Annotated in this window: 18 protein-coding genes and 1 tRNA gene; 8 read left to right on the top strand and 11 right to left on the bottom strand. The window is 60.5% G+C overall.

The features are described 5' to 3' along the window. Positions 1-31 precede the first annotated feature (31 nt). From pstB to rnt, 6 genes are all read left to right on the top strand, one after another. Complete coding sequence (gene pstB / locus BW989_RS02350) at positions 32-847, top strand: phosphate ABC transporter ATP-binding protein PstB (protein ID WP_076584936.1); 816 nt, start codon at positions 32-34, stop codon at positions 845-847. 45 nt (positions 848-892) lie between these two features. After that, complete coding sequence (phoU, locus tag BW989_RS02345; RefSeq protein WP_076584934.1) at positions 893-1,603, top strand: phosphate signaling complex protein PhoU; 711 nt, start codon at positions 893-895, stop codon at positions 1,601-1,603. A 139-nt stretch (positions 1,604-1,742) separates the two neighbouring features. Further along, positions 1,743-2,138 (top strand): EF-hand domain-containing protein, encoded by a 396-nt coding sequence (locus tag BW989_RS02340; RefSeq protein WP_076584932.1) that lies wholly within the window; start codon positions 1,743-1,745, stop codon positions 2,136-2,138. A gap of 64 nt (positions 2,139-2,202) precedes the next feature. After that, complete coding sequence (locus tag BW989_RS02335; RefSeq protein WP_076584930.1) at positions 2,203-3,039, top strand: HvfB family MNIO-type RiPP peptide maturase; 837 nt, start codon at positions 2,203-2,205, stop codon at positions 3,037-3,039. After that, positions 3,032-3,784: an HvfC family RiPP maturation protein gene (locus BW989_RS02330; protein WP_076585295.1), complete on the top strand. Its 753-nt coding sequence runs from the start codon at positions 3,032-3,034 to the stop codon at positions 3,782-3,784. Before BW989_RS02335 ends, BW989_RS02330 begins: the two co-directional genes overlap by 8 nt. Positions 3,785-3,829: 45 nt before the next feature. Continuing rightward, entirely contained in the window at positions 3,830-4,453 is a 624-nt protein-coding gene (gene rnt, locus BW989_RS02325; protein ID WP_242651230.1) for a ribonuclease T, read from the top strand. On the opposite strand, the gene BW989_RS02320 is transcribed toward rnt, so the two are convergent. The 5 genes from BW989_RS02320 to BW989_RS02300 form a co-directional block, all read right to left on the bottom strand. Beyond that, positions 4,422-4,685: a CBU_0592 family membrane protein gene (locus BW989_RS02320; RefSeq protein ID WP_076584926.1), complete on the bottom strand. Its 264-nt coding sequence runs from the start codon at positions 4,683-4,685 to the stop codon at positions 4,422-4,424. The two genes, rnt and BW989_RS02320, sit on opposite strands and share 32 nt — an antisense overlap. Continuing rightward, positions 4,682-5,443, bottom strand: coding sequence for a 23S rRNA (guanosine(2251)-2'-O)-methyltransferase RlmB (gene rlmB / locus BW989_RS02315; protein WP_076584924.1), 762 nt, complete (start codon positions 5,441-5,443; stop codon positions 4,682-4,684). Before rlmB ends, BW989_RS02320 begins: the two co-directional genes overlap by 4 nt. Before the next feature lie 35 nt (positions 5,444-5,478). After that, complete coding sequence (rnr, locus tag BW989_RS02310; RefSeq protein ID WP_076585293.1) at positions 5,479-7,914, bottom strand: ribonuclease R; 2,436 nt, start codon at positions 7,912-7,914, stop codon at positions 5,479-5,481. A 79-nt stretch (positions 7,915-7,993) separates the two neighbouring features. After that, positions 7,994-8,078, bottom strand: a tRNA-Leu gene (locus tag BW989_RS02305). Positions 8,079-8,115: 37 nt separating this feature from the next. Continuing rightward, entirely contained in the window at positions 8,116-9,684 is a 1,569-nt protein-coding gene (locus BW989_RS02300; protein ID WP_076584922.1) for a hybrid sensor histidine kinase/response regulator, read from the bottom strand. Positions 9,685-9,860: 176 nt separating this feature from the next. Here BW989_RS02300 and parC point away from each other — a divergent pair, with 176 nt between their 5' ends. Both parC and BW989_RS02290 read left to right on the top strand, forming a co-directional pair. Further along, the gene (gene parC / locus BW989_RS02295; RefSeq protein WP_076584920.1) at positions 9,861-12,107 is read left to right on the top strand and encodes a DNA topoisomerase IV subunit A; all 2,247 of its coding nucleotides are present in this window, start codon (positions 9,861-9,863) and stop codon (positions 12,105-12,107) included. Positions 12,108-12,113: 6 nt separating this feature from the next. After that, entirely contained in the window at positions 12,114-12,770 is a 657-nt protein-coding gene (locus BW989_RS02290; RefSeq protein ID WP_076584918.1) for a thiopurine S-methyltransferase, read from the top strand. Here the strand turns inward: BW989_RS02290 and BW989_RS12765 are convergent. The 6 genes from BW989_RS12765 to dapE all read right to left on the bottom strand — a co-directional run bounded on the left by BW989_RS12765 (position 12,727) and on the right by dapE (position 18,729). Beyond that, a complete protein-coding gene (locus BW989_RS12765; RefSeq protein ID WP_242651228.1) occupies positions 12,727-13,305 on the bottom strand; it encodes a DUF2867 domain-containing protein in 579 nt (192 codons plus the stop codon). The two genes, BW989_RS02290 and BW989_RS12765, sit on opposite strands and share 44 nt — an antisense overlap. After that, a complete protein-coding gene (locus tag BW989_RS12760; protein WP_242651225.1) occupies positions 13,302-13,979 on the bottom strand; it encodes a hypothetical protein in 678 nt (225 codons plus the stop codon). The genes BW989_RS12765 and BW989_RS12760 overlap by 4 nt, the downstream gene beginning before the upstream one ends. Then, on the bottom strand, positions 13,976-14,305 hold the full coding sequence (locus tag BW989_RS02280) for a metalloregulator ArsR/SmtB family transcription factor (RefSeq protein WP_207551598.1): 330 nt from the start codon (positions 14,303-14,305) through the stop codon (positions 13,976-13,978). The genes BW989_RS12760 and BW989_RS02280 overlap by 4 nt, the downstream gene beginning before the upstream one ends. An 85-nt stretch (positions 14,306-14,390) precedes the next feature. Continuing rightward, complete coding sequence (gene asnB / locus BW989_RS02275) at positions 14,391-16,073, bottom strand: asparagine synthase B (protein WP_076584916.1); 1,683 nt, start codon at positions 16,071-16,073, stop codon at positions 14,391-14,393. 251 nt (positions 16,074-16,324) lie between these two features. Continuing rightward, positions 16,325-17,590 carry an NAD(P)/FAD-dependent oxidoreductase gene (locus tag BW989_RS02270; RefSeq protein WP_076584914.1) on the bottom strand — a complete coding sequence of 422 codons (1,266 nt, stop codon included), beginning with the start codon at positions 17,588-17,590 and terminating at the stop codon, positions 16,325-16,327. Continuing rightward, positions 17,587-18,729 (bottom strand): succinyl-diaminopimelate desuccinylase, encoded by a 1,143-nt coding sequence (gene dapE, locus BW989_RS02265; RefSeq protein WP_076584912.1) that lies wholly within the window; start codon positions 18,727-18,729, stop codon positions 17,587-17,589. Before dapE ends, BW989_RS02270 begins: the two co-directional genes overlap by 4 nt. Positions 18,730-18,731: the final 2 nt, after the last annotated feature.

Genomic DNA, 18,731 nt, shown 5'->3' with positions numbered 1-18,731 from the left:
CGACCACACCTTTGATATCCGGACATTTGAAATGAATGACGCTCGCCCCGCCATGCACATGCAGGTCCGCGAAGGCCAGGCCGCCGCGACCGCGCCGGTGAAGATCGCCACGCGCGGCTTGAACTTCCACTACGACAAGTTCCATGCGCTCAAAGACATCAACCTGGACATCCCGGAGAAGCGCGTCACCGCGCTCATCGGGCCCTCGGGTTGCGGCAAGTCCACCCTGCTGCGCATCTACAACCGCATCTACGCGCTGTATCCCAAGCTCAATGCAAGCGGTGAAGTGCTGCTGGATGGCGAAAACATCCTGGACCCGAAGTACCCGATGAACCGCCTGCGCAGCAAGGTGGGCATGGTGTTTCAGAAACCGGTGCCGTTCCCGATGACAATCTTCGAGAACGTCGCTTACGGCATTCGCCATCACGAAAAATTGTCGAAGTCGGACATGAATGATCGTGTCGAACACGCCCTGCGCCAAGGCGCCCTGTGGGACGAGGTGAAGGACAAGTTGGGCCAAAGCGCACTGGGCTTATCTGGCGGCCAGCAGCAGCGCCTGTGCATCGCGCGTGCGGTGGCATTGCGCCCGGACGTGCTGTTGCTGGACGAGCCGACCTCCGCGCTGGACCCTATCTCCACCAGCCGCATCGAACAATTGGTGGAAGAGCTCAAGCGTGACTTCACCATCGTCATCGTGACGCACAACATGCAGCAGGCCGCACGCGTGTCCGATTACACCGCCTTCATGTATCTGGGCGACCTGATCGAACACGATGCGACATCGACCATCTTCTCCAACCCGTCCAAGCAGCAGACCGAGGACTACATCACGGGCAGGTTTGGCTGATACAGCCTGCTACCCCTGGCCTCATCTTCTGCACAGGAACCCACCATGCACAACGAACACGACCACATCGTCAAAAGCTACGACGACGAACAATCCCGCCTCAGCCACGAGATCCAGCGCATGGGCGCCATGTCGGTGGCGCAGCTCGAAGCCGCGCTCGAAGTGATTGAACGCCGTGACGACAACGCCGCCGAACGCATCATCGCCAACGACGAAGCCATCGACGCGCTGGAACACGAAGTCAGCCAGGACGTCATGAAACTCGCGCTACGTGGCCCGATGGCGACCGACCTGCGCATCATTCTTGCAGCGTTGCGTATCGCATCCGACATCGAACGTGTGGGTGACTACGCCGCCAACCTCGCCAAGCGTTCGGTGGCGCTCAATACCGCCCCGCCGATGCCGCAGATCCGCGGTCTGCGTGCCTTGGGCCAATTGGCCGCGCAGCAGATGCGCGACGTCCTCGCCGCCTACCAATCGCTTGATGCTGATGCCGCCCAGCGCGTGCGTGAGCGCGATGCCGAACTGGACCTGCAGTACACCGCGCTGTTCCGTGAACTATTGACCTACATGATGGAAGACCCGCGCAACATCACGCCCTGCACCCATTTGCTGTTCATGGCGAAGAACCTGGAGCGCATTGGCGACCATGCCACCAACATCGCCGAGAACCTCTGGTTCCGCGTGCACGGCGACCAGCGCCCCTTGCCGCCGCGTGAAAAGCGCGACGACAGCAGCGTGATCAGCCGCACCTGACCGTATGTTGCTTGCCGATGAATGGGATGGCCCGCCTTTGGCGGGCTTTCTTGTTCAGGCTTGATAGCGCTTTATTTACCTTTTCAGGACTGTGGCCAGCTAACATAGAATCATCCACACACCCCACGGAAATCTGGTCATGACCACCAAACGCAAGAACGCCCTAACCCTTGGCACCCTCGCCGGTACGCTGGTCCTGTCTGGCGCAGCTTTCGCTGTCACTCCGCTCGCCAGCGGCTACATGGGCGATGGCAAGCATGGCGAAGGCAGCTGCGGTGTAAAGTCCATGGACAACAACGCCGATGGAAAAATCTCTAAAGCCGAATTCGCCGCCGCACATGACGGCAAGGCAGAAAAATTCGCATCCCATGATCTGAACAGCGACGGCTTCATTACTCAGGCAGAAATGGACAAGGCCCACGCCGCGATGAAGAAAGACAAGCCCAAGGCAGCTTCCGCCAACGACGCCAAAGCTGGCGAAGGCAAATGTGGCGAGGGCAAGTGCGGCGGCGGCAAATGTGGCGGCAGCCTCTGAGCTTGATGCCGTCCAGTCACACAGACAGGCGCCCTGCGGGGCGCTTTTGTGTTGATGGATGCGGATGATGGGCCCAAATGCACTTGCGAATGCCAGCGTCGGGCTGGGTCTGCGCCGCGGCTTGCTTGATGCGATCGAAAGCGCTCCGGCCGACTCGTTCGATTTCCTCGAGTGCGCGCCAGAGAACTGGATACGCGTAGGGGGTGCCTTGGGCGCACGCTTGCGTGCATTGCGTGAACGGCATCCCATCACTTTGCACGGCCTTTCGCTTTCATTGGGTGGCGTGATACCACTGGACGATGCATTGCTGGATGACATCACTGTTTTCATGCAGCGACACGACATCACGCATTACAGCGAGCACCTCAGCTACAGCGCGGACGATGGGCACCTCTACGATTTGATGCCGCTGGCCTTCCATGAAGACACGGTCAAGCACGTAGCGACGCGTATCGATCAAGTGCAGCAAAAGCTTGGCCGGCGGATCGCCATCGAAAACGTCAGTTATTACGCTGCGCCCTGGCAGCGTATGCCCGAGCACGAATTCATCAATGCGGTGTTGGATGCTGGCGATTGCAATCTATTGCTGGACGTGAACAACGTCTATGTCAACGCAATCAACCACGGCTACGATGCCCACACATTTCTCGGCACGATGCCCTCCCAGCGCGTCGCCGGCTATCACGTCGCCGGTCATTTTGATGAAGCCAACGATCTGAAGATCGACACACATGGCGCAGCAGTGAAGGAGGATGTCTGGTCGTTGCTCGATGCCGCCTATCAAACCCATGGCGTGAAACCAACTTTGCTCGAGCGCGACTTCAATTACCCCTCGTGGGATGAGCTTTCCGCCGAGCTGGGCCGCATCCGCGAATTACAAGAGCGACATGCCGATGTCTAAGCCCGTCGACACCGTGCGCGACCAGCAATTTGCCTTTGCCGCGCATTTGCGCGATTCAACGCAGCCCGCGCCGCCCGGTATCGAGTCGCGGCGAATGGCCGTCTACCGCGACTTGTTCCGCAACACCATCGAATCTCTACTCTCCTCCAATTTTCCAGTGATACGCAAGGCACTTGAATATGCCGAATGGAACGAATTGGTCGACACCTTCCACCGCGAACATCGTTGCACTACGCCGCTGTTTACCGAGGTCGCGCAAGAGTTCATCGGCTGGCTGGCTGACAACGACACACATCACCTGCCGTGGCTACCCGAGCTCGCGCACTACGAATGGATGGAGCTGCGCGCGCAGATTGACGATGCAGACCCGATTGCACACGATCCGCAGGGTGATCTGTTGCAAGGCATCCCACTGCTCTCGCCCCAGGCATGGCCATTGGCCTACGCATGGCCGGTGGATCGTATCGGCCCGACGTATCGGCCCCAAACCCCGCCGGCATCGCCCAGTTTGATCCTGGTGCGTCGCGCTCCCGACATGCAGGTCCATTTTGCCGCGCTATCACCTCTGGCATTCCGGCTATTGCAATGGATCGAAGGCAGTCACACGCTCAGTGGCAACGCCATCATCGAGGCCCTGGCAGACGAGGCCGGCCTGCCCGACGACGCCACCTTCACCACCGAGGTCCAGGCGATGCTGCATCGATTGCATATCGAAGGCACGGTGATCGGCACACGCACCAGCTAAACTGCACGCATGCCCGACGCTAATCCGACACGCACACACCCCACCATGGCCACCCGTTTTCGCGGGTTCCTGCCGGTCGTGGTGGATGTGGAAACCGGCGGCTTCGATTGGAACAGGCATGCACTGCTAGAAATCGCCGCAGTGCCGCTGGACATGGACGATGAGGGCAAACTGATCCTGGGCGAAACCGCCTGCGCGCACCTCGAGCCTGCCCCTGGCACCGACATCGACCCGAAATCACTCGCCGTCACTGGCATCCAGCTGGACCATCCCTTTCGCTTGGCAAAGCCCGAAAAAGACGGGTTGGAACACGTCTTCGCGCCCATCCGCGCCGCGGTGAAAAAGCATGGCTGCCAACGCGCAATATTGGTCGGTCACAACGCGCATTTCGATTTGAACTTCGTCAATGCCGCGGTCGCGCGCAGCAAGCACAAGCGCAACCCGTTCCACCCTTTCAGCGTATTTGACACAGTGACCATGGCAGGACTCGCCTACGGTCAAACGGTGCTGGCACGCGCCGCTCAAGCCGCAGGACTGCCGTGGAATGCGGCCGATGCGCACTCCGCCGTATATGACGCGGAGATCACCGCGCAATTGTTTTGCCGCATCGCCAACCAGTGGCCGATGTTGAAAGCTGCTAGCCCTGCGGAGTCGGACGCGGCTTCCTGAGTGTGCGCGCGATGCCGTACAGGCTCACCGCCATCCACGCGGCCTCAAGCAAGAACACCGAAATATTGAAGTTGCCCCAGAGCGACAGCAATATCGCGCCCGCACCGAACAGATTGAGCAATTGATACGTCAGGCCATTGCCATGCAGGCGTCCGGCCTGCAGCAGGAAGAATCCGCCCAGCACCATCAAGGTGCCGAGCATGCCTACCCAGTCATACCACTGCAGGTTCATCGTGCTTTCCCCTTGGGTTGGCGCTGGCGCACCGCTTCGAACAACGCGATACCCGTTGCTACCGACACATTGAGACTTTCCATCTCTCCCGGCATCGGGATCTTCACCAATGCGTCGCAATTTTCGCGTGTGAGTCTGCGCAGCCCATCGCCCTCGCCTCCCAGCACCAGGGCCACATTGCCGGTCAAGTCGATGTCGTAAATCGACGCATCAGTCTCGCCGGCCAAACCATAGATCCACACGCCCTGCTTCTGCATGTCACGCAGGCAACGCGAGAGATTGGTCGCCGCGATCACCGGGATCCGATCCGCCGCGCCCGCCGATGTCTTGCGTACGGTGGCATTCACTTGCACGGCCTTGTCGCGCGGGATCACCACAGCGGTGGCTCCTGCCGCAGCTGCAGAGCGTAGGCAGGCACCCAGATTGTGCGGGTCTTGCACGCCATCCAGCACCAGCACCAATGCGCGCCCTTCGGCTTGCTCGATCAGGTCGGGCAACTCGTGCTCGTCCCACATGCGCGCGGCTTCATAGCGTGCGACCACGCCCTGGTGGCGCAACCCGCCAGCCACGCCATCCAGCGCCTGTTGTGCGACACGGCGCACGTCGATTTCCAGACGTCGCGCTTGCGATTCGATCTCGGTCAGACGCGGGTTGCGCCCGCCTGCCTCGACCAATACTTCGCGCACGTTCGCCGCGTCGTGTTCCAGTGCCGATGCCACCGCATTGATACCGGCAATCCAAGGAGAAGCTTTGCTCATGGCGGCATTGTAATGGCTGGGGGATACGGCTTCGCTCAGTACTTCTGCTTGGGTCGTTTGGCAGGCTTGCCACGCGCCGGTAGCGGCTTGGCGCCTTCGTCCTCCTCCACCAGGCGGAAGTCGATCTTGCGCTCCTCCAGACTCGCCTTGAGCACGACGATGCGCACCCGATCACCCAAGCGGAATTCACGTCCGCGCCGCTCGCCTGTCAGCGTCTTGCGGATCGCATCGAAGTGGTAATAGTCATGTGGCAGCTGGGTGACGTGGATCAGGCCATTGACTTTGGAATCATCCAACTCGATGAACAGCCCAAAGCTGGTTACGCCGCTGATCACGCCATCAAATTCACCGCCGACGTGCTGCTCCATCCACGCAGCGCGATAACGCTCGTCCACTTCGCGTTCCGCTTCATCCGCACGGCGACTGCGCTCGGAGCACTGCAACGAGAGCTGGTCTATTTCGCGTGCGCTGTAGCGGAAATCGTTGGCCGTGCCACCAGCGAGGCCATGCTTGATCGCGCGATGCACTAACAGATCCGGATAACGTCGAATGGGCGAAGTGAAGTGTGCGTAACTTTTCAACGCCAGCCCGAAATGACCGACATTGCTGGGCGAATACACGGCCAATGACTGACTGCGCAGCAAGACCGATTCGATCAGCGCCGAATCCGCTCGTTCGCGCACCTTGTGGATGAGCGCCGTGAAATCACGAGGATGCACCTTGGCCCATGGCGGCATCGACAACTGGAACTCCTTCAAGAACTCCTGCAGGTCCGCATACTTTTGCTCCGGTGGGCGCTCGTGGATACGGAACGGTGCGGGGATACCTTTATCCAACAGATACTTCGCGGCTTCGACGTTGGCCGCGATCATGCATTCCTCGATCAACTTGTGTGCGTCATTGCGCTGGAGCATGCCGGCCTGGGTCACCTCGCCCTTGTTGTCCAGGACGAAACGCACTTCACCCGATTCAAATTCGATCGCCCCGCGACGCTGGCGCGCTTCGGCCATGCGCTGGTAGAGTTGATGCAGATGCTGGACCTGCGCCAGTTGATCGCCGATCTTCGCAAGCGCCTGCTGGTATTCTTCTTCGGGAATTCCATCACCTACCGCGTTCCAAACTTGCGTGTAAGTCAGGCGCGCGTGCGAGTTCATCACCGCCTCGTAAAACTCGGACGATGTGACTTCGCCACGGTTGTCCAACTGCATGTCGCAAACGAAGCACAGACGATCCACCTTCGGATTGAGCGAGCAAATCCCGTTCGATAATGTCTCCGGCAACATCGGCACGACGAAACCGGGGAAGTAGACCGAAGTCGCGCGTAGTTGCGCCTCATCGTCCAAAGGCGTTTCCGGCCGCACGTAAGTCGACACATCGGCGATGGCGACGATCAGGCGCCAACCACCGCGCGTGCGTTCGCAATAGACGGCATCATCGAAATCCTTGGCATCTTCGCCATCGATGGTGACCAGCGGCGTGCTGCGCAGATCAACCCGTCCCTTAAGCGCGGTCGCAGGCACTTCCAACGGCACTGCGGCCGCTTCATCCAACACTTCCTGTGGAAATACGTGCGGGATGTCGTGGCCATGGATCGCAGCTTCGACGACCAGAGAGGGTGTCAGCTTGTCACCCAGCACAGCGACGATGCGGCCAATCGGCGGCCGCCGGGAGTCTTGCGCCTGAGTGATTTCGGCCACGACCAACTGGCCTTTCCCAGCATCATTGCGTTCGGCCTGGGGAATCATCACGTTGCGCTGGATGCGTGCATCATCGGGCACCACGAACCCAACGCCGGCTTCTTCGTCAAACCGACCAACCAAGCGAGTGACGCGACGCTCCAGCACCTCGACGATGGCTGCCTCGGTGCGACCGCGTTGGTCCATGCCGGTGATGCTCACCAACACACGATCCCCATGCATGACTTTGCGCATTTCGGTGGGCGGCAGGAACGCATCCTCACCTCCACCCGCGTCGGGACGCAGGAATCCGAACCCTTGCGGATTGGCGATCACCGTGCCCGGAATCAGGTCCAACTGCTGCGCCGGAGCGAAACCACCACGCCGGTTCTGCAGCAATTGGCCGTCGCGGACCATCGCGCCCAACCGCTTGTCCAGCGCATCGCGCCGGTCAGGGGCAGTCAGCCTGAGCTGGCGCGCCAAGGCCTCGGCATCCATCGGGCCATCGGCTGCCGACAAGATCTGCAATATGTAGTCGCGGCTAGCGATGGGCTCGGCATAGCGCTGCGATTCACGCTGGAAATGCGGGTCCCTCGGCGGCGCCGAGCGTGCCTGCGGCAACGCCCCCCGGCCTGTCGGTTTGGCTGGTTTCGACATACCTTCGGGCAACCAAGGCGCCCTGGCGGGTGCCGCTTTCTTGCGTCCAGCGGCCTTGGCGGCTGGGGTCTTCTTGCCGCGAGCGGGAGAGGTGCTCTTGCCCGATGAACGCGGGCCTTTTGTTGGTTTCTTCGTCATACGAAGATCGTCGCACAGACCGCGTGAGTTGGCGGCGATCCGGAAAAACAAAACCCCCGATTGCTCGGGGGTTTGCATTTGGTGCCCAAGAGAGGACTCGAACCTCCACGGTTTTACCCGCTAGTACCTGAAACTAGTGCGTCTACCAATTCCGCCACCTGGGCATGTGGGCGCGTATCTTGCGGCTTACCGTCGCGCTTGTCAATCAGCAGCCGGGAAGACGTGATCGCGATGCTCGCACAGCACCGCCTGTAATCGCGCCAGTGGCGGCGGTTTGGTGAAATGATCATCAAAGCCCGCGCGGCGGGATCGCTCGATGTCCGCCGGCTGCCCCCAACCGCTGATGGCGATCAGCAAGCGCGACAAGCCTTCCGGATCAGCGCGAAGACGGCGGGCCACTTCCCACCCATCAAGTCCCGAAAGCCCGAGGTCGAGCATCACGACATGGGGATGCCAGAGCGTGGCGGCCTCGAGCGCCTCGTGGCCATCCTGGCAGACACGGACGACCGCGCCCTGCGCTTGCAGCCAGTCGGCGAAACTCTCGACGATCTCGCGGTTGTCATCGACCACCATCACCCGAAGTCCGTCGAGCTTGCACAGCGGAGTGTCATGAACCTCAGCAGCTTCGAGTGGAGACTCGTCCCTGCGATGCGGCAAACGAACCACAAAGCGGCTGCCTCGTCCCAACCCTTCACTGTGGGCCTCGACACTGCCGCCGTGCATCTCGACCAAGGTACGGACCAGCGTCAGTCCGATGCCCAGCCCGCCTTGGACCGACGTCCCCCTCGGCCCCAGTTGGGCGAACATGTCGAAGATGTGCTCCAGCCGGTCCGTGGGCAGGCCGATGCCGTCATCGATCACCGTCACGAGCACCTCGTCCTTCTCACTCGACGTGGTGAGCCCGACGTTGCTGCCCGCAGGGCTGTACTTGATCGCATTCGCCAGCAAATTGGTGAAGACCTGCGTCAACCTGACAGCATCGCCATCGACAATGATCGGTGCGTCGGGAAGATCGGCTGCGAGTCGGATGCCGGCCTTCTTCAGCATCGGCTCGACGGCCTCGATCGCGCCATGCAGCGCGTACTGCAACTCGATGGGTTCTGAACGCAGCGCCACTTTTCCGCGCGTGACGCGCGAGACTTCCATGAGATCGTCGACCAGCCGGACCAGTTGCCCCATCTGCCGGTCAATGACATCGGCTGCCCGGCGCACGGTCTCGGCGTCGGTCGATTGGCGGAGTTGGTACAGCGCTGCCTGTATCGGCACCATGGGGTTGCGCAGTTCATGGGCGAGCATGGCCAGGAACTCATCCTTGAGACGATCGTTCTCGCGCAACTCACGCAGCGCCAACTGCTCCGATGTGATGTCCTTGAAGACGATGGCGACTTCCTTGCTGCCTTCCGGACCCAATGGGAAGGCATACACATCGAACCAATGCCGCATCACCTCCGAGCCTTCGACAAACCGTTTGGCCTGACGCGTGACCACGACATCGCCGTAAGTGTCGAACCAGCGCGCTTCAAGGCCAGGCACCATCTCCCGGGCCGTGCGCCCTGCGGCGTTGACCAGGCCCGTTTGCCGCTCAAAGGTCTGGTTGACCTCGCAGAATCGATAATCGACCGCCTTGCCAGACGCATCGAACATCACGTCGATGATGCAGAAACCTTCATCGATGGAATCAAACAGCGCACGGTAGTCCCGCGCCACGATCGGCTCGGGCCAGCCGGGAGTCTCTTGTGGCTCACCCGATGTGACGTTCCTGTTGTCCACACCACGACCCCATGTATCCCCGGCCACATCATGCGCCCAGCCCGCGCAGGATGTCGAGCAGGCCTTCCCGACTACCGTTCGAAGCTGCGAGCAGCCGCATCCTTAGGCCTGCTGGTGGGGACCATACGGGTGGCCGGTAGAATGACCTGACTCATCCGATCCAATCCCGAGCCCCGATGTCCGACACCCCCGCCCGCCCCGCCTTCCACGGTTTCGAGCAAATCCCCCTGCGCGAATACGCCGAGCGCGCCTACCTCGACTATTCCATGTACGTGGTGCTGGACCGCGCCCTGCCCTTCATCGGGGATGGGCTCAAGCCCGTCCAGCGCCGGATCATCTATGCGATGAGCGAGCTGGGCCTGAACGCCGGCGCGAAGCCGAAGAAATCGGCCCGCACCGTGGGCGATGTCATCGGCAAATACCACCCGCATGGCGACTCGGCCTGCTACGAAGCGCTTGTGTTGATGGCGCAGCCGTTTTCCTATCGCTATCCGTTGATCGATGGCCAAGGCAATTTCGGCTCGCCGGACGACCCGAAATCCTTCGCCGCGATGCGTTATACCGAATCCAAGCTCACCCCGATCGCCGAGGTCTTGTTGGGCGAATTGGGCCAGGGCACGGTGGATTGGGACCCGAATTTCGACGGCACTTTGGAAGAACCCACCTGGATGCCGGCGCGCCTGCCGCACCTCTTGCTCAACGGCACCACGGGCATCGCGGTCGGCATGGCCACCGACGTGCCGCCGCACAACCTCAACGAAGTGGTCAGCGCCTGCATCCGCCTGCTGGATGACCCGGAGGCGACGACCGCCGACCTGTGCGAACACATCCTCGGCCCGGACTATCCGACCACGGCCGAGATCATCACGCCTGCGGCCGACTTGCGCGCCATCTACGAAACCGGCAACGGTGGCCTGCGCGTGCGCGCGACGTTTGTGAAAGAGAACGGCAACATCATCATCAATGCGTTGCCACATCAGGTCTCGCCATCGAAAGTGATCGAGCAGATCGCCACGCAAATGCGCGCGAAAAAGCTGCCCTGGCTGGAAGACATTCGCGATGAATCCGATCACGCAACACCGGTGCGCATCGCGCTCATCCCGCGCAGCAATCGCGTTGATGTCGATCAGTTGATGGGTCACCTCTTTGCCACCACGGATCTGGAAAAAAGCTATCGCGTCAACATGAACGTGATCGGGCTAGACGGCCGTCCGCAGGTCAAACCGCTCAAGGCGCTGCTGTCCGAATGGCTGGAGTTCCGCCAGGACACGGTGACTCGCCGCCTCAAGCATCGTCTGGAAAAAGTCGAGCGTCGCCTGCACCTGTTGGAAGGCTTGTTGATCGCCTTCCTCAATCTGGACGAGGTCATCCGCATCATCCGCACCGAGGACGAGCCGAAGGCTGTCTTGATGGCACGCTTCGAGCTCAGCGAAGACCAGGCCGACTACATCCTCGACACCAGGCTTCGCCAGCTAGCGCGATTGGAAGAGATGAAGATTCGCGGCGAGCAGGATGACCTGGACGCCGAGCGTGACCGCTTGATTGCGACGCTGGGCAGCAAGGCCAAGCTGAAGAAGCTGATCAAAGACGAGATGCTGGCCGATGCGAAGAAGTTCGGCGATGCACGACGCTCGCCCCTCGTCGCACGTGTGGCCGCGCAGGCGTTGGACGAAACAGAGCTCGTCGCCAGCGAACCCGTCACCGTCGTACTCAGCGAAAAAGGTTGGGTACGCGCAGCCAAGGGACATGATGTCGATGCGGCCGCGTTGTCGTATCGTGATGGCGATGGTTTGCTGGCTGCCACCAAGGGGCGCAGTAACCTGCAAGTCGCTTTCCTCGACTCGGCTGGTCGCAGCTATTCCACCGCCGCGCATACGCTACCTTCAGCACGCGGCAATGGCGAACCCTTGACCGGTCGTTTCTCACCCACCGCAGGTGCGACGTTCCGTGCAGTGGTATCCGCCGAAAACGATGTTCGCTTCGTACTGGCATCCAGCGCAGGCTATGGCTTCGTTACTCGCTTCGAGAATCTGACCGGGCGGCAAAAAGCCGGCAAGGCGATGCTCACGCTTGGCGATGGCGCGGACGTGCTGCAACCCGCGCTCGCCAGCAACATCGACAAGGACCGCATCGTTGTCGCCACCAGCGCAGGCCATGTACTGGCCTTCCCGCTCTCGGAGCTACCCGAGCTGGATAAAGGCAAGGGCAACAAGCTGATCGAGATCCCCAAAGCCAAGCGCGGCACAGAGAAAGTCGTGTCGGTCGCCGTGGTGAGCGAAGGCGGCAAGCTGATCGTCAAATCCGGCGCCCGCACCATGACCTTGTCGTGGAGGGAGCTGGAGGACTACCTGGGTGCACGCGCATCACGGGGCAGCTTGTTACCACGTGGCTGGCAGAAGGTTGACGCTCTTGGGGCGGAATAAGCACTGATGGAGGCCGATTACTGGAAGTCCCGATGGCTACGTGGTGAAACAGGCTGGCACCGCGATGAAGTGATGCCATTGCTGCTGAGGCACTGGCCTTCGCTGCACGCAAAACCGGGAAGCGAAGTATTGGTGCCGCTGTCCGGCAAGACACTGGATATGCCGTGGCTGGCCGCTCAAGGACAACGCGTACTCGGCATCGAACTCAGTGAACGCGCGATCAAGTCATTCTTCCTCGAACAAGAATTGTCGGATGTCGTGAGCGATACGCCGGATGGTCCGCTGCATCGCGCCAACGACATCGCCATCCTCGAGGCCGACGCATTCGAGGTGAGCGAGACCACGTTGTCCGGCATTCGCCATGTCTATGACCGCGCTGCATTGATCGCACTTCCGCCTGAGCTGCGCCAGCGTTATGTCGATACTTTGTATGCGCGTCTGCCTGCAGGTACAAACGCTGTATTGATCACGCTGGAATACCCGCAACATGAAAAAGACGGACCGCCGTTCTCGGTCTCCGAGGACGAAGTTTACTCGTTGTTCTCGCGAGTTTGGGATGTAGCGCTGCTGGAGCGACGCGACATCCTTCAACAGCAACCGTCCTTCGTCGCGGATGGCGTCAGCGCATTGCAAACAGCGGTGTATCGACTCGATAAACGCTGACAACGGCGCTGTCGCAGGCATGCGCCAGCGCCGCATCCAAAATGGCGGGTGCTATCCATCGACGATGGAAGGGATCAACCAGACGCATGTATATCCGACCAAAGCGGTTACTGATCTGCACGACTGTCATCATCGTGACGTGCATACCGCCATCATCCAAACGTTCTGCACTGATCGATGTCCGGAAGCGCAGGTGTCGATCATCCGCGCCCAGCACAATTTCCGCACAGCTTGCATCATCACGAACGATTTGGCGCACGGGGTAGACCCCCGCGAAGTGCATCGTGGCCTCACGATCCAACAGTGACGAAACTGGACAGCCGATATTCGATGTACGGAGTCGCCAAGGCTTGACCATTACGTTGCGCAGACGCATGGCCAATCGGACCTGCCAAGGGTGGGCGTGGATGCACCCTTGCAACAACAAAGCCAGCACAGCATTCGCGGGAATCTGCGGGGATTGCCCTGCCGTTAGAGTCCGCTGCACGCAGTCCCGGTAATCAGGCAGAAAGTCGTTGGCACTGGCTTCGATCATGACAACCCCTCTGGAAGCTGCAGTTCGATTGCGGGGATGTCCTCCCATGACAACGCTTCAACTTGTGCAGCAAGCGTTTGGGGAAGCAGCTCTGTCAGTGTGGGCAAATCGGCGCAGTTGCTTGTCACGGCCTTATGTTGCGCTGGTGACAACATCCCGCCCGCTTCATCGGGGTGACAAGACAGCGCAAATAAGGTGGGGTGTGGGCTGCCAGGCTTGCCAGGCAGAAATCGATGCCAAGTGCCTCCACCAAATCGCACGGTGAACAATGCATCTGGCGGCAGGATGACTTGACGCAGAGCATCAATGAAACCCTGTTCGTCATCCGCCGTTGAGAACAACAGCCGCGCACCACCGCTGCCGGCAATCGCCGTGAACATGCGATGTCCGGCATGGCGATGAAAGGGGTGTCCACGATCTCCGACCAGGAACGAAAACACCGTGCTGCGGTCACCCTCGCGACCATGTAAGGAGCCAATGCGCACCGAGGGCTCATCCAGGGCATCTACGAAGCCTGGATGTTCGCGTTGTCGATGCGCGGCGTCATGAATCAAGGCATCACCAGCGCTCCTGGCAAGCCTGGCAATAAGCGTGACTTCCACTGGCAAGCCGCCCGTGACATGCGCCAGCCTGGCCTGTGGGAACCCTGCGTTGAAGCCGCCATCGGCGCTCATTTGGAGGCGCTCGCCTTGAGTGGTCTGTAGCGTTGGTGCGACTCACGTTTGAGCGGACGCCCCACCGGACAAAGCTCCAAGGCCCATGCATGCACGGTGGTGGTCAATCGCTCGCGCACCAGGCTGAAGTAGACGAATTGGCCGCGCTTTTCGCGTGCAATCAAGCCGGCTTCTTCAAGAAGGCGCAGGTGCTTGGACAGTGCCGGCTTGCTGAATTCGAAGCGTTCGGCGATATCGCCCGCCGTGAGCTCGCCACCATCCAGGTAGGCGAGTATCTGACGACGCGGTGCGGAAGCCAATGCTTCGAATACACGATCCAGGGACATGGGCCGACTTTCTTAATTAACTAGATAATTAAATACTTATCCAGTTAATCGTAGATGTCAACCTATTTTTCTTGTCGCACCAAAGTCACACCGCCGCCGCATGTACCCCCGCCACCGCGCGCCCGGAGGGATCCGCGGCATTAGCGAAGGCCGCATCCCACGCAATCGCCGCAGGCGACGAACAAGCAATCGACTTGCCGCCCGGCACGGTCCGCGCCGAAGCTTCATCCGGGAATACCTGCTCGAACAGGCGACGATAGAAATACGCCTCCTTTGTCTGCGGTGGGTTGTGCGCAAAGCGCTGCGCAGCGGCGGTTAGTTCTGCATCGCTCACCTGCTTTTCTGCATGCGCTTTTAATCCGTCGATCCAGCCATAGCCCACACCATCACTGAACTGTTCCTTCTGCCGCCACAGGATTTCATCTGGCAACACACCTTCGAATGCAGCACGCAAAATGTTTTTTTCGATGCGTCCGTCTTTGACCATCTTGGCCTCCGCATCCATTGCCATCGCCACTTCCATGAATTCGCGATCAAGGAATGGCACGCGGGGTTCCACTCCCCAAGCCATCATCGACTTGTTGGCGCGCAAGCAATCGTAGTTGTGCAATGCGTCGAGCTTGCGCACCAACTCTTCATGGAATTCGCGCGCGTTGGGCGCCTTGTGGAAATAGAGATAGCCGCCGAAGAGTTCGTCGCTACCTTCACCCGAGAGCACCATCTTTACTCCCATCGCCTTGATGCGACGTGCCAGTAGATACATCGGCGTGGAGGCACGGATAGTGGTCACGTCATAGGTCTCGATGTGGCGAATCACATCGGGTATTGCGTCGAGCCCTTCTTCAAAGGTGTAGGTGAACCCGTGATGCACCGTGCCCAGCGCATCAGCCGCGATCTGTGCAGCCTTGAGATCGGGAGATCCTTCCAACCCAATCGCGAAGGAATGCAAGCGCGGCCACCACGCCTCGGAAGCATCATCATCTTCGATACGGTTACGTGCGAATCGCGCAGTGCATGCGGCCACTAGCGATGAATCCAATCCACCAGACAACAGCACGCCATAAGGCACGTCGCTCATCAACTGGCGATGCACGGCAGATTCGAATGCATCGCGCAAAATCTCCCTCGAGACTTCAACGCCCTGGGTCGCAGCCACGTCCCGCCACGGCCGGTCGTAGTATTTGTGCAACGTCTGTGTCTCGGTGTCGAACCAATGTCCGGGTGGGAATTGCGCGACGTCATCGCACAGGCGCGAGAGCGCCTTCATCTCCGATGCCACCCACAGACGCCCTTCGACATCATGCCCCCAGTACAACGGACAGATGCCGATGTGATCCCGAGCGATGATCGCGCGCTGACGTTTGGCATCCCACAACACGAACGCGAACATGCCGTTGAGACGATTCAACCATGCGCCGGCATCGCCATCCGGTTCAATCACGTACAGGGCGTTAATGACCTCGCAATCCGAGCCGGTCTGGAAGGCATAGGCGTCCTCCAACTCCGTGCGCAAAGGACGATGATTGTAGATCTCGCCGTTCACCGCCAAGGCCAATTGCCTGTCTGCGGAGAGCAAAGGCTGCGAACCACCCGCTGGATCGACGATGGCCAGGCGCTCATGCACAAGCAAGGCATGCGGATGTTGATACACCCCGCTCCAATCAGGGCCGCGATGTCGTTGGCGCGCGGACAACGAGAGCGCAAGCGGACGCAATACCGACAGATCGCTGCCGGGTCTCAGATCAATTACGGACAAGATGGAACACATGGCTGGACTCCCGGGTTTTGAACGACGAAAACGAAGAAGCCCGCCTTGGAGGGCGGGCTTCAGGAAGGTTGGCGTTGGAACGACGCGCTAACCGCTGGCCCGCTGGCGGCAGGTATTGTTATTGCGGTTATTGGCGTTGTTGGCAGCACACGAGGCCGTCACCACAGACGTGGTGTTGGCGAAAGAAACAAGGGCGTGCTGCGCGTGCATGGCCCAAGTGTGCACCCGGACTGCGGAGGAATGCAAGCGGGCTAGCTGCCGGGCTTGAGTTCCTTGCCCAAGATGATCCGGGCCGCTCGCTGATAGGTCCAATAGGCCCAGGTCCAGTTGAGCATCACCACCAAACGGTTGCGAAAACCGATCAAAAAGAACACGTGGGCCAGCAGCCAGAACCACCAGGCCAGGGCGCCGCTGAGCTTCCAACGCCCGAGTTGCACCACCGCGGCCATCCGCCCGATCGTGGCCAGATTGCCGAAATCGCGATAGCGGAAATGCTTGGCAGGTCGCCCGGCCAAGCGGTCGCGGATCACCGCAGCCACGTGCTTGCCCATCTGCTTTGCCGCTGGGGCAACACCGGGCACTGGCCGGCCATCACTCTGGATAGTCGCGAGATCGCCCGCGACGAAGAGATGTGGGTGGCCTGGCACAGAGAGATCACTTTCAACCGAGACGCGCCCCGCGCGATCCAGCGGCACGCCCAGCGTACACGCCAGCGGCGAAGCCGCCACCCCCGCAGCCCACAACACGGTACGTGCAGGGATGTGGCGCTCACCCAGCTGCACGCCTTCTGCATCGATGGCGGCGACGGGAGCGCCGGTCAACACATCAACGCCCAGCCGTTGCAATTGCAGGCGCGCCTTTTCGGATAAATCAGGATCAAAGGATGACAACACCCGCGGCCCGGCTTCCAGCAACATCACTCGCGCATGGGAAGGGTCGATGTGGCGGAACTCGTGATTGAGCGTGTGCCGGGCGATCTCCGCCATGGTGCCTGCAAGTTCAACACCCGTTGGGCCACCGCCGACGATCCCGAAGGTGAGCAAGGCCTTGCGTTCTTCCGGGTCATCGGTTGCTTCGGCACGCTCAAACGCGGACAGAATGCGGCGACGGATATCCAAGGCATCATCCAGTGACTTTAATCCCGGGGCATGTTTGGCCCAGTCGTCATGGCCAAAGTAGGCATGCGTTGCACCGGTCGCCAGCAATGCGTAGTCAAAGTCGACATGCCGTCCATCCTTGAGCGTGATCCGATGGCCGGCGGGATCGATGCCCGAAACTTCTTCCATCAACACCGTGACATTGGGTTGATTGCGCAGGATGTGGCGCAATGGCGCGGCGATATCCGGCGCCGACAGTCCTGCCGTCGCCACCTGGTAAAGCAGGGGCTGGAACAAATGATGATTGCCGCGGTCCAGCAAGGTGATGCGAACCGGGGTATCGGCCAGCGCGCGCACCGCCCACAGACCGGCAAAGCCGCCACCTATGATCACGACATGCGGGAGCGCGGCATCAATCATGTTGATGATTCCTTAGACAACAAGCGTTCGATCAAACCGAGATAAAGGTCCGGTAGCGCGTCCAGATCCGCAACGCTCACGTTTTCATCCACCTTGTGGATGCTGGCGTTCACTGGCCCCACCTCGATGCACTCGGCACCCAGCGGCGCGATGAAGCGCGCATCGGAAGTACCACCCCCTGTACTTTCTTCAGGCGCATGCCCGGCGAAGTGCGCCAGCACCTCGCGGGCCGCGGCACGCAGCTGGCCTTCGGGTGTGTAGAACGGCTCGCCGCTGCGATGCCAATGGATGTCGAAATCGAGGCCATGCTTGCGCAGAATCGCTTCGCATTCGGCCTCTAATCTGGCCGCACCCCAATGCGGGTTGTAACGCAGGTTGAACAACACATCGAGCGTGCCTGGAATCACATTGTTGACGTGGTTGCCCGCATGCACGTCGGTGATCTGCAATGACGTGGGCGGGAAGGTTTCGTAGCCTGCATCCCACTGGCGCGCAGCGAGTTCGGCCAGCGCGGGCAATGCATGATGGATCGGGTTTTTCGCCTTGTCCGGATACGCGACGTGGCCTTGCACACCCTTGACGGTGAGCCGCGCCGACAAGGATCCGCGCCGCCCCACGCGCACCAGGTCTCCCAGTACGGACATGGATGATGGCTCACCGGTGATGCACCAATCGATGCGTTCACCGCGCTCACGGAAAACATCAGCGACTTTACGAACGCCGTCGATAGCATCGCCCTCTTCATCCGAGGTCAACAACAAGGCGACAGTACCCACGTGGTCTGGATGCGCGGCGACGAATTGCTCAAGTGCGATGACGAACGCGGCTACGCTGCCTTTCATGTCGGCAGCGCCACGACCAAACAGGATGCCATCGCGGATTTCCGGCGTGAATGGATCACTCGTCCACGCATCCAGTGGACCTGGCGGCACCACGTCGGTATGACCGAGCAACACCAGCACCGGCCCACCGTTGCCCTGCGTAGCCCAAAGATTGTCCACATCGCCAAAACGCAGATGCTCGATGTTGAAACCGACACGGTTCAGGCGCTCGGCGATCAGCGCCTGGCAGCCCGAATCCTCAGGCGTGACCGATGCACGGCTGATGAGTTCCCGGGTGAGGTCGAGGACGTCGCTCATGC

It is taken from the genome of Solilutibacter tolerans (assembly GCF_900155935.1).
GTDB classification, from domain to species: domain Bacteria; phylum Pseudomonadota; class Gammaproteobacteria; order Xanthomonadales; family Xanthomonadaceae; genus Solilutibacter; species Solilutibacter tolerans.
This window is presented reverse-complemented; position numbering and strand designations above follow the sequence as displayed.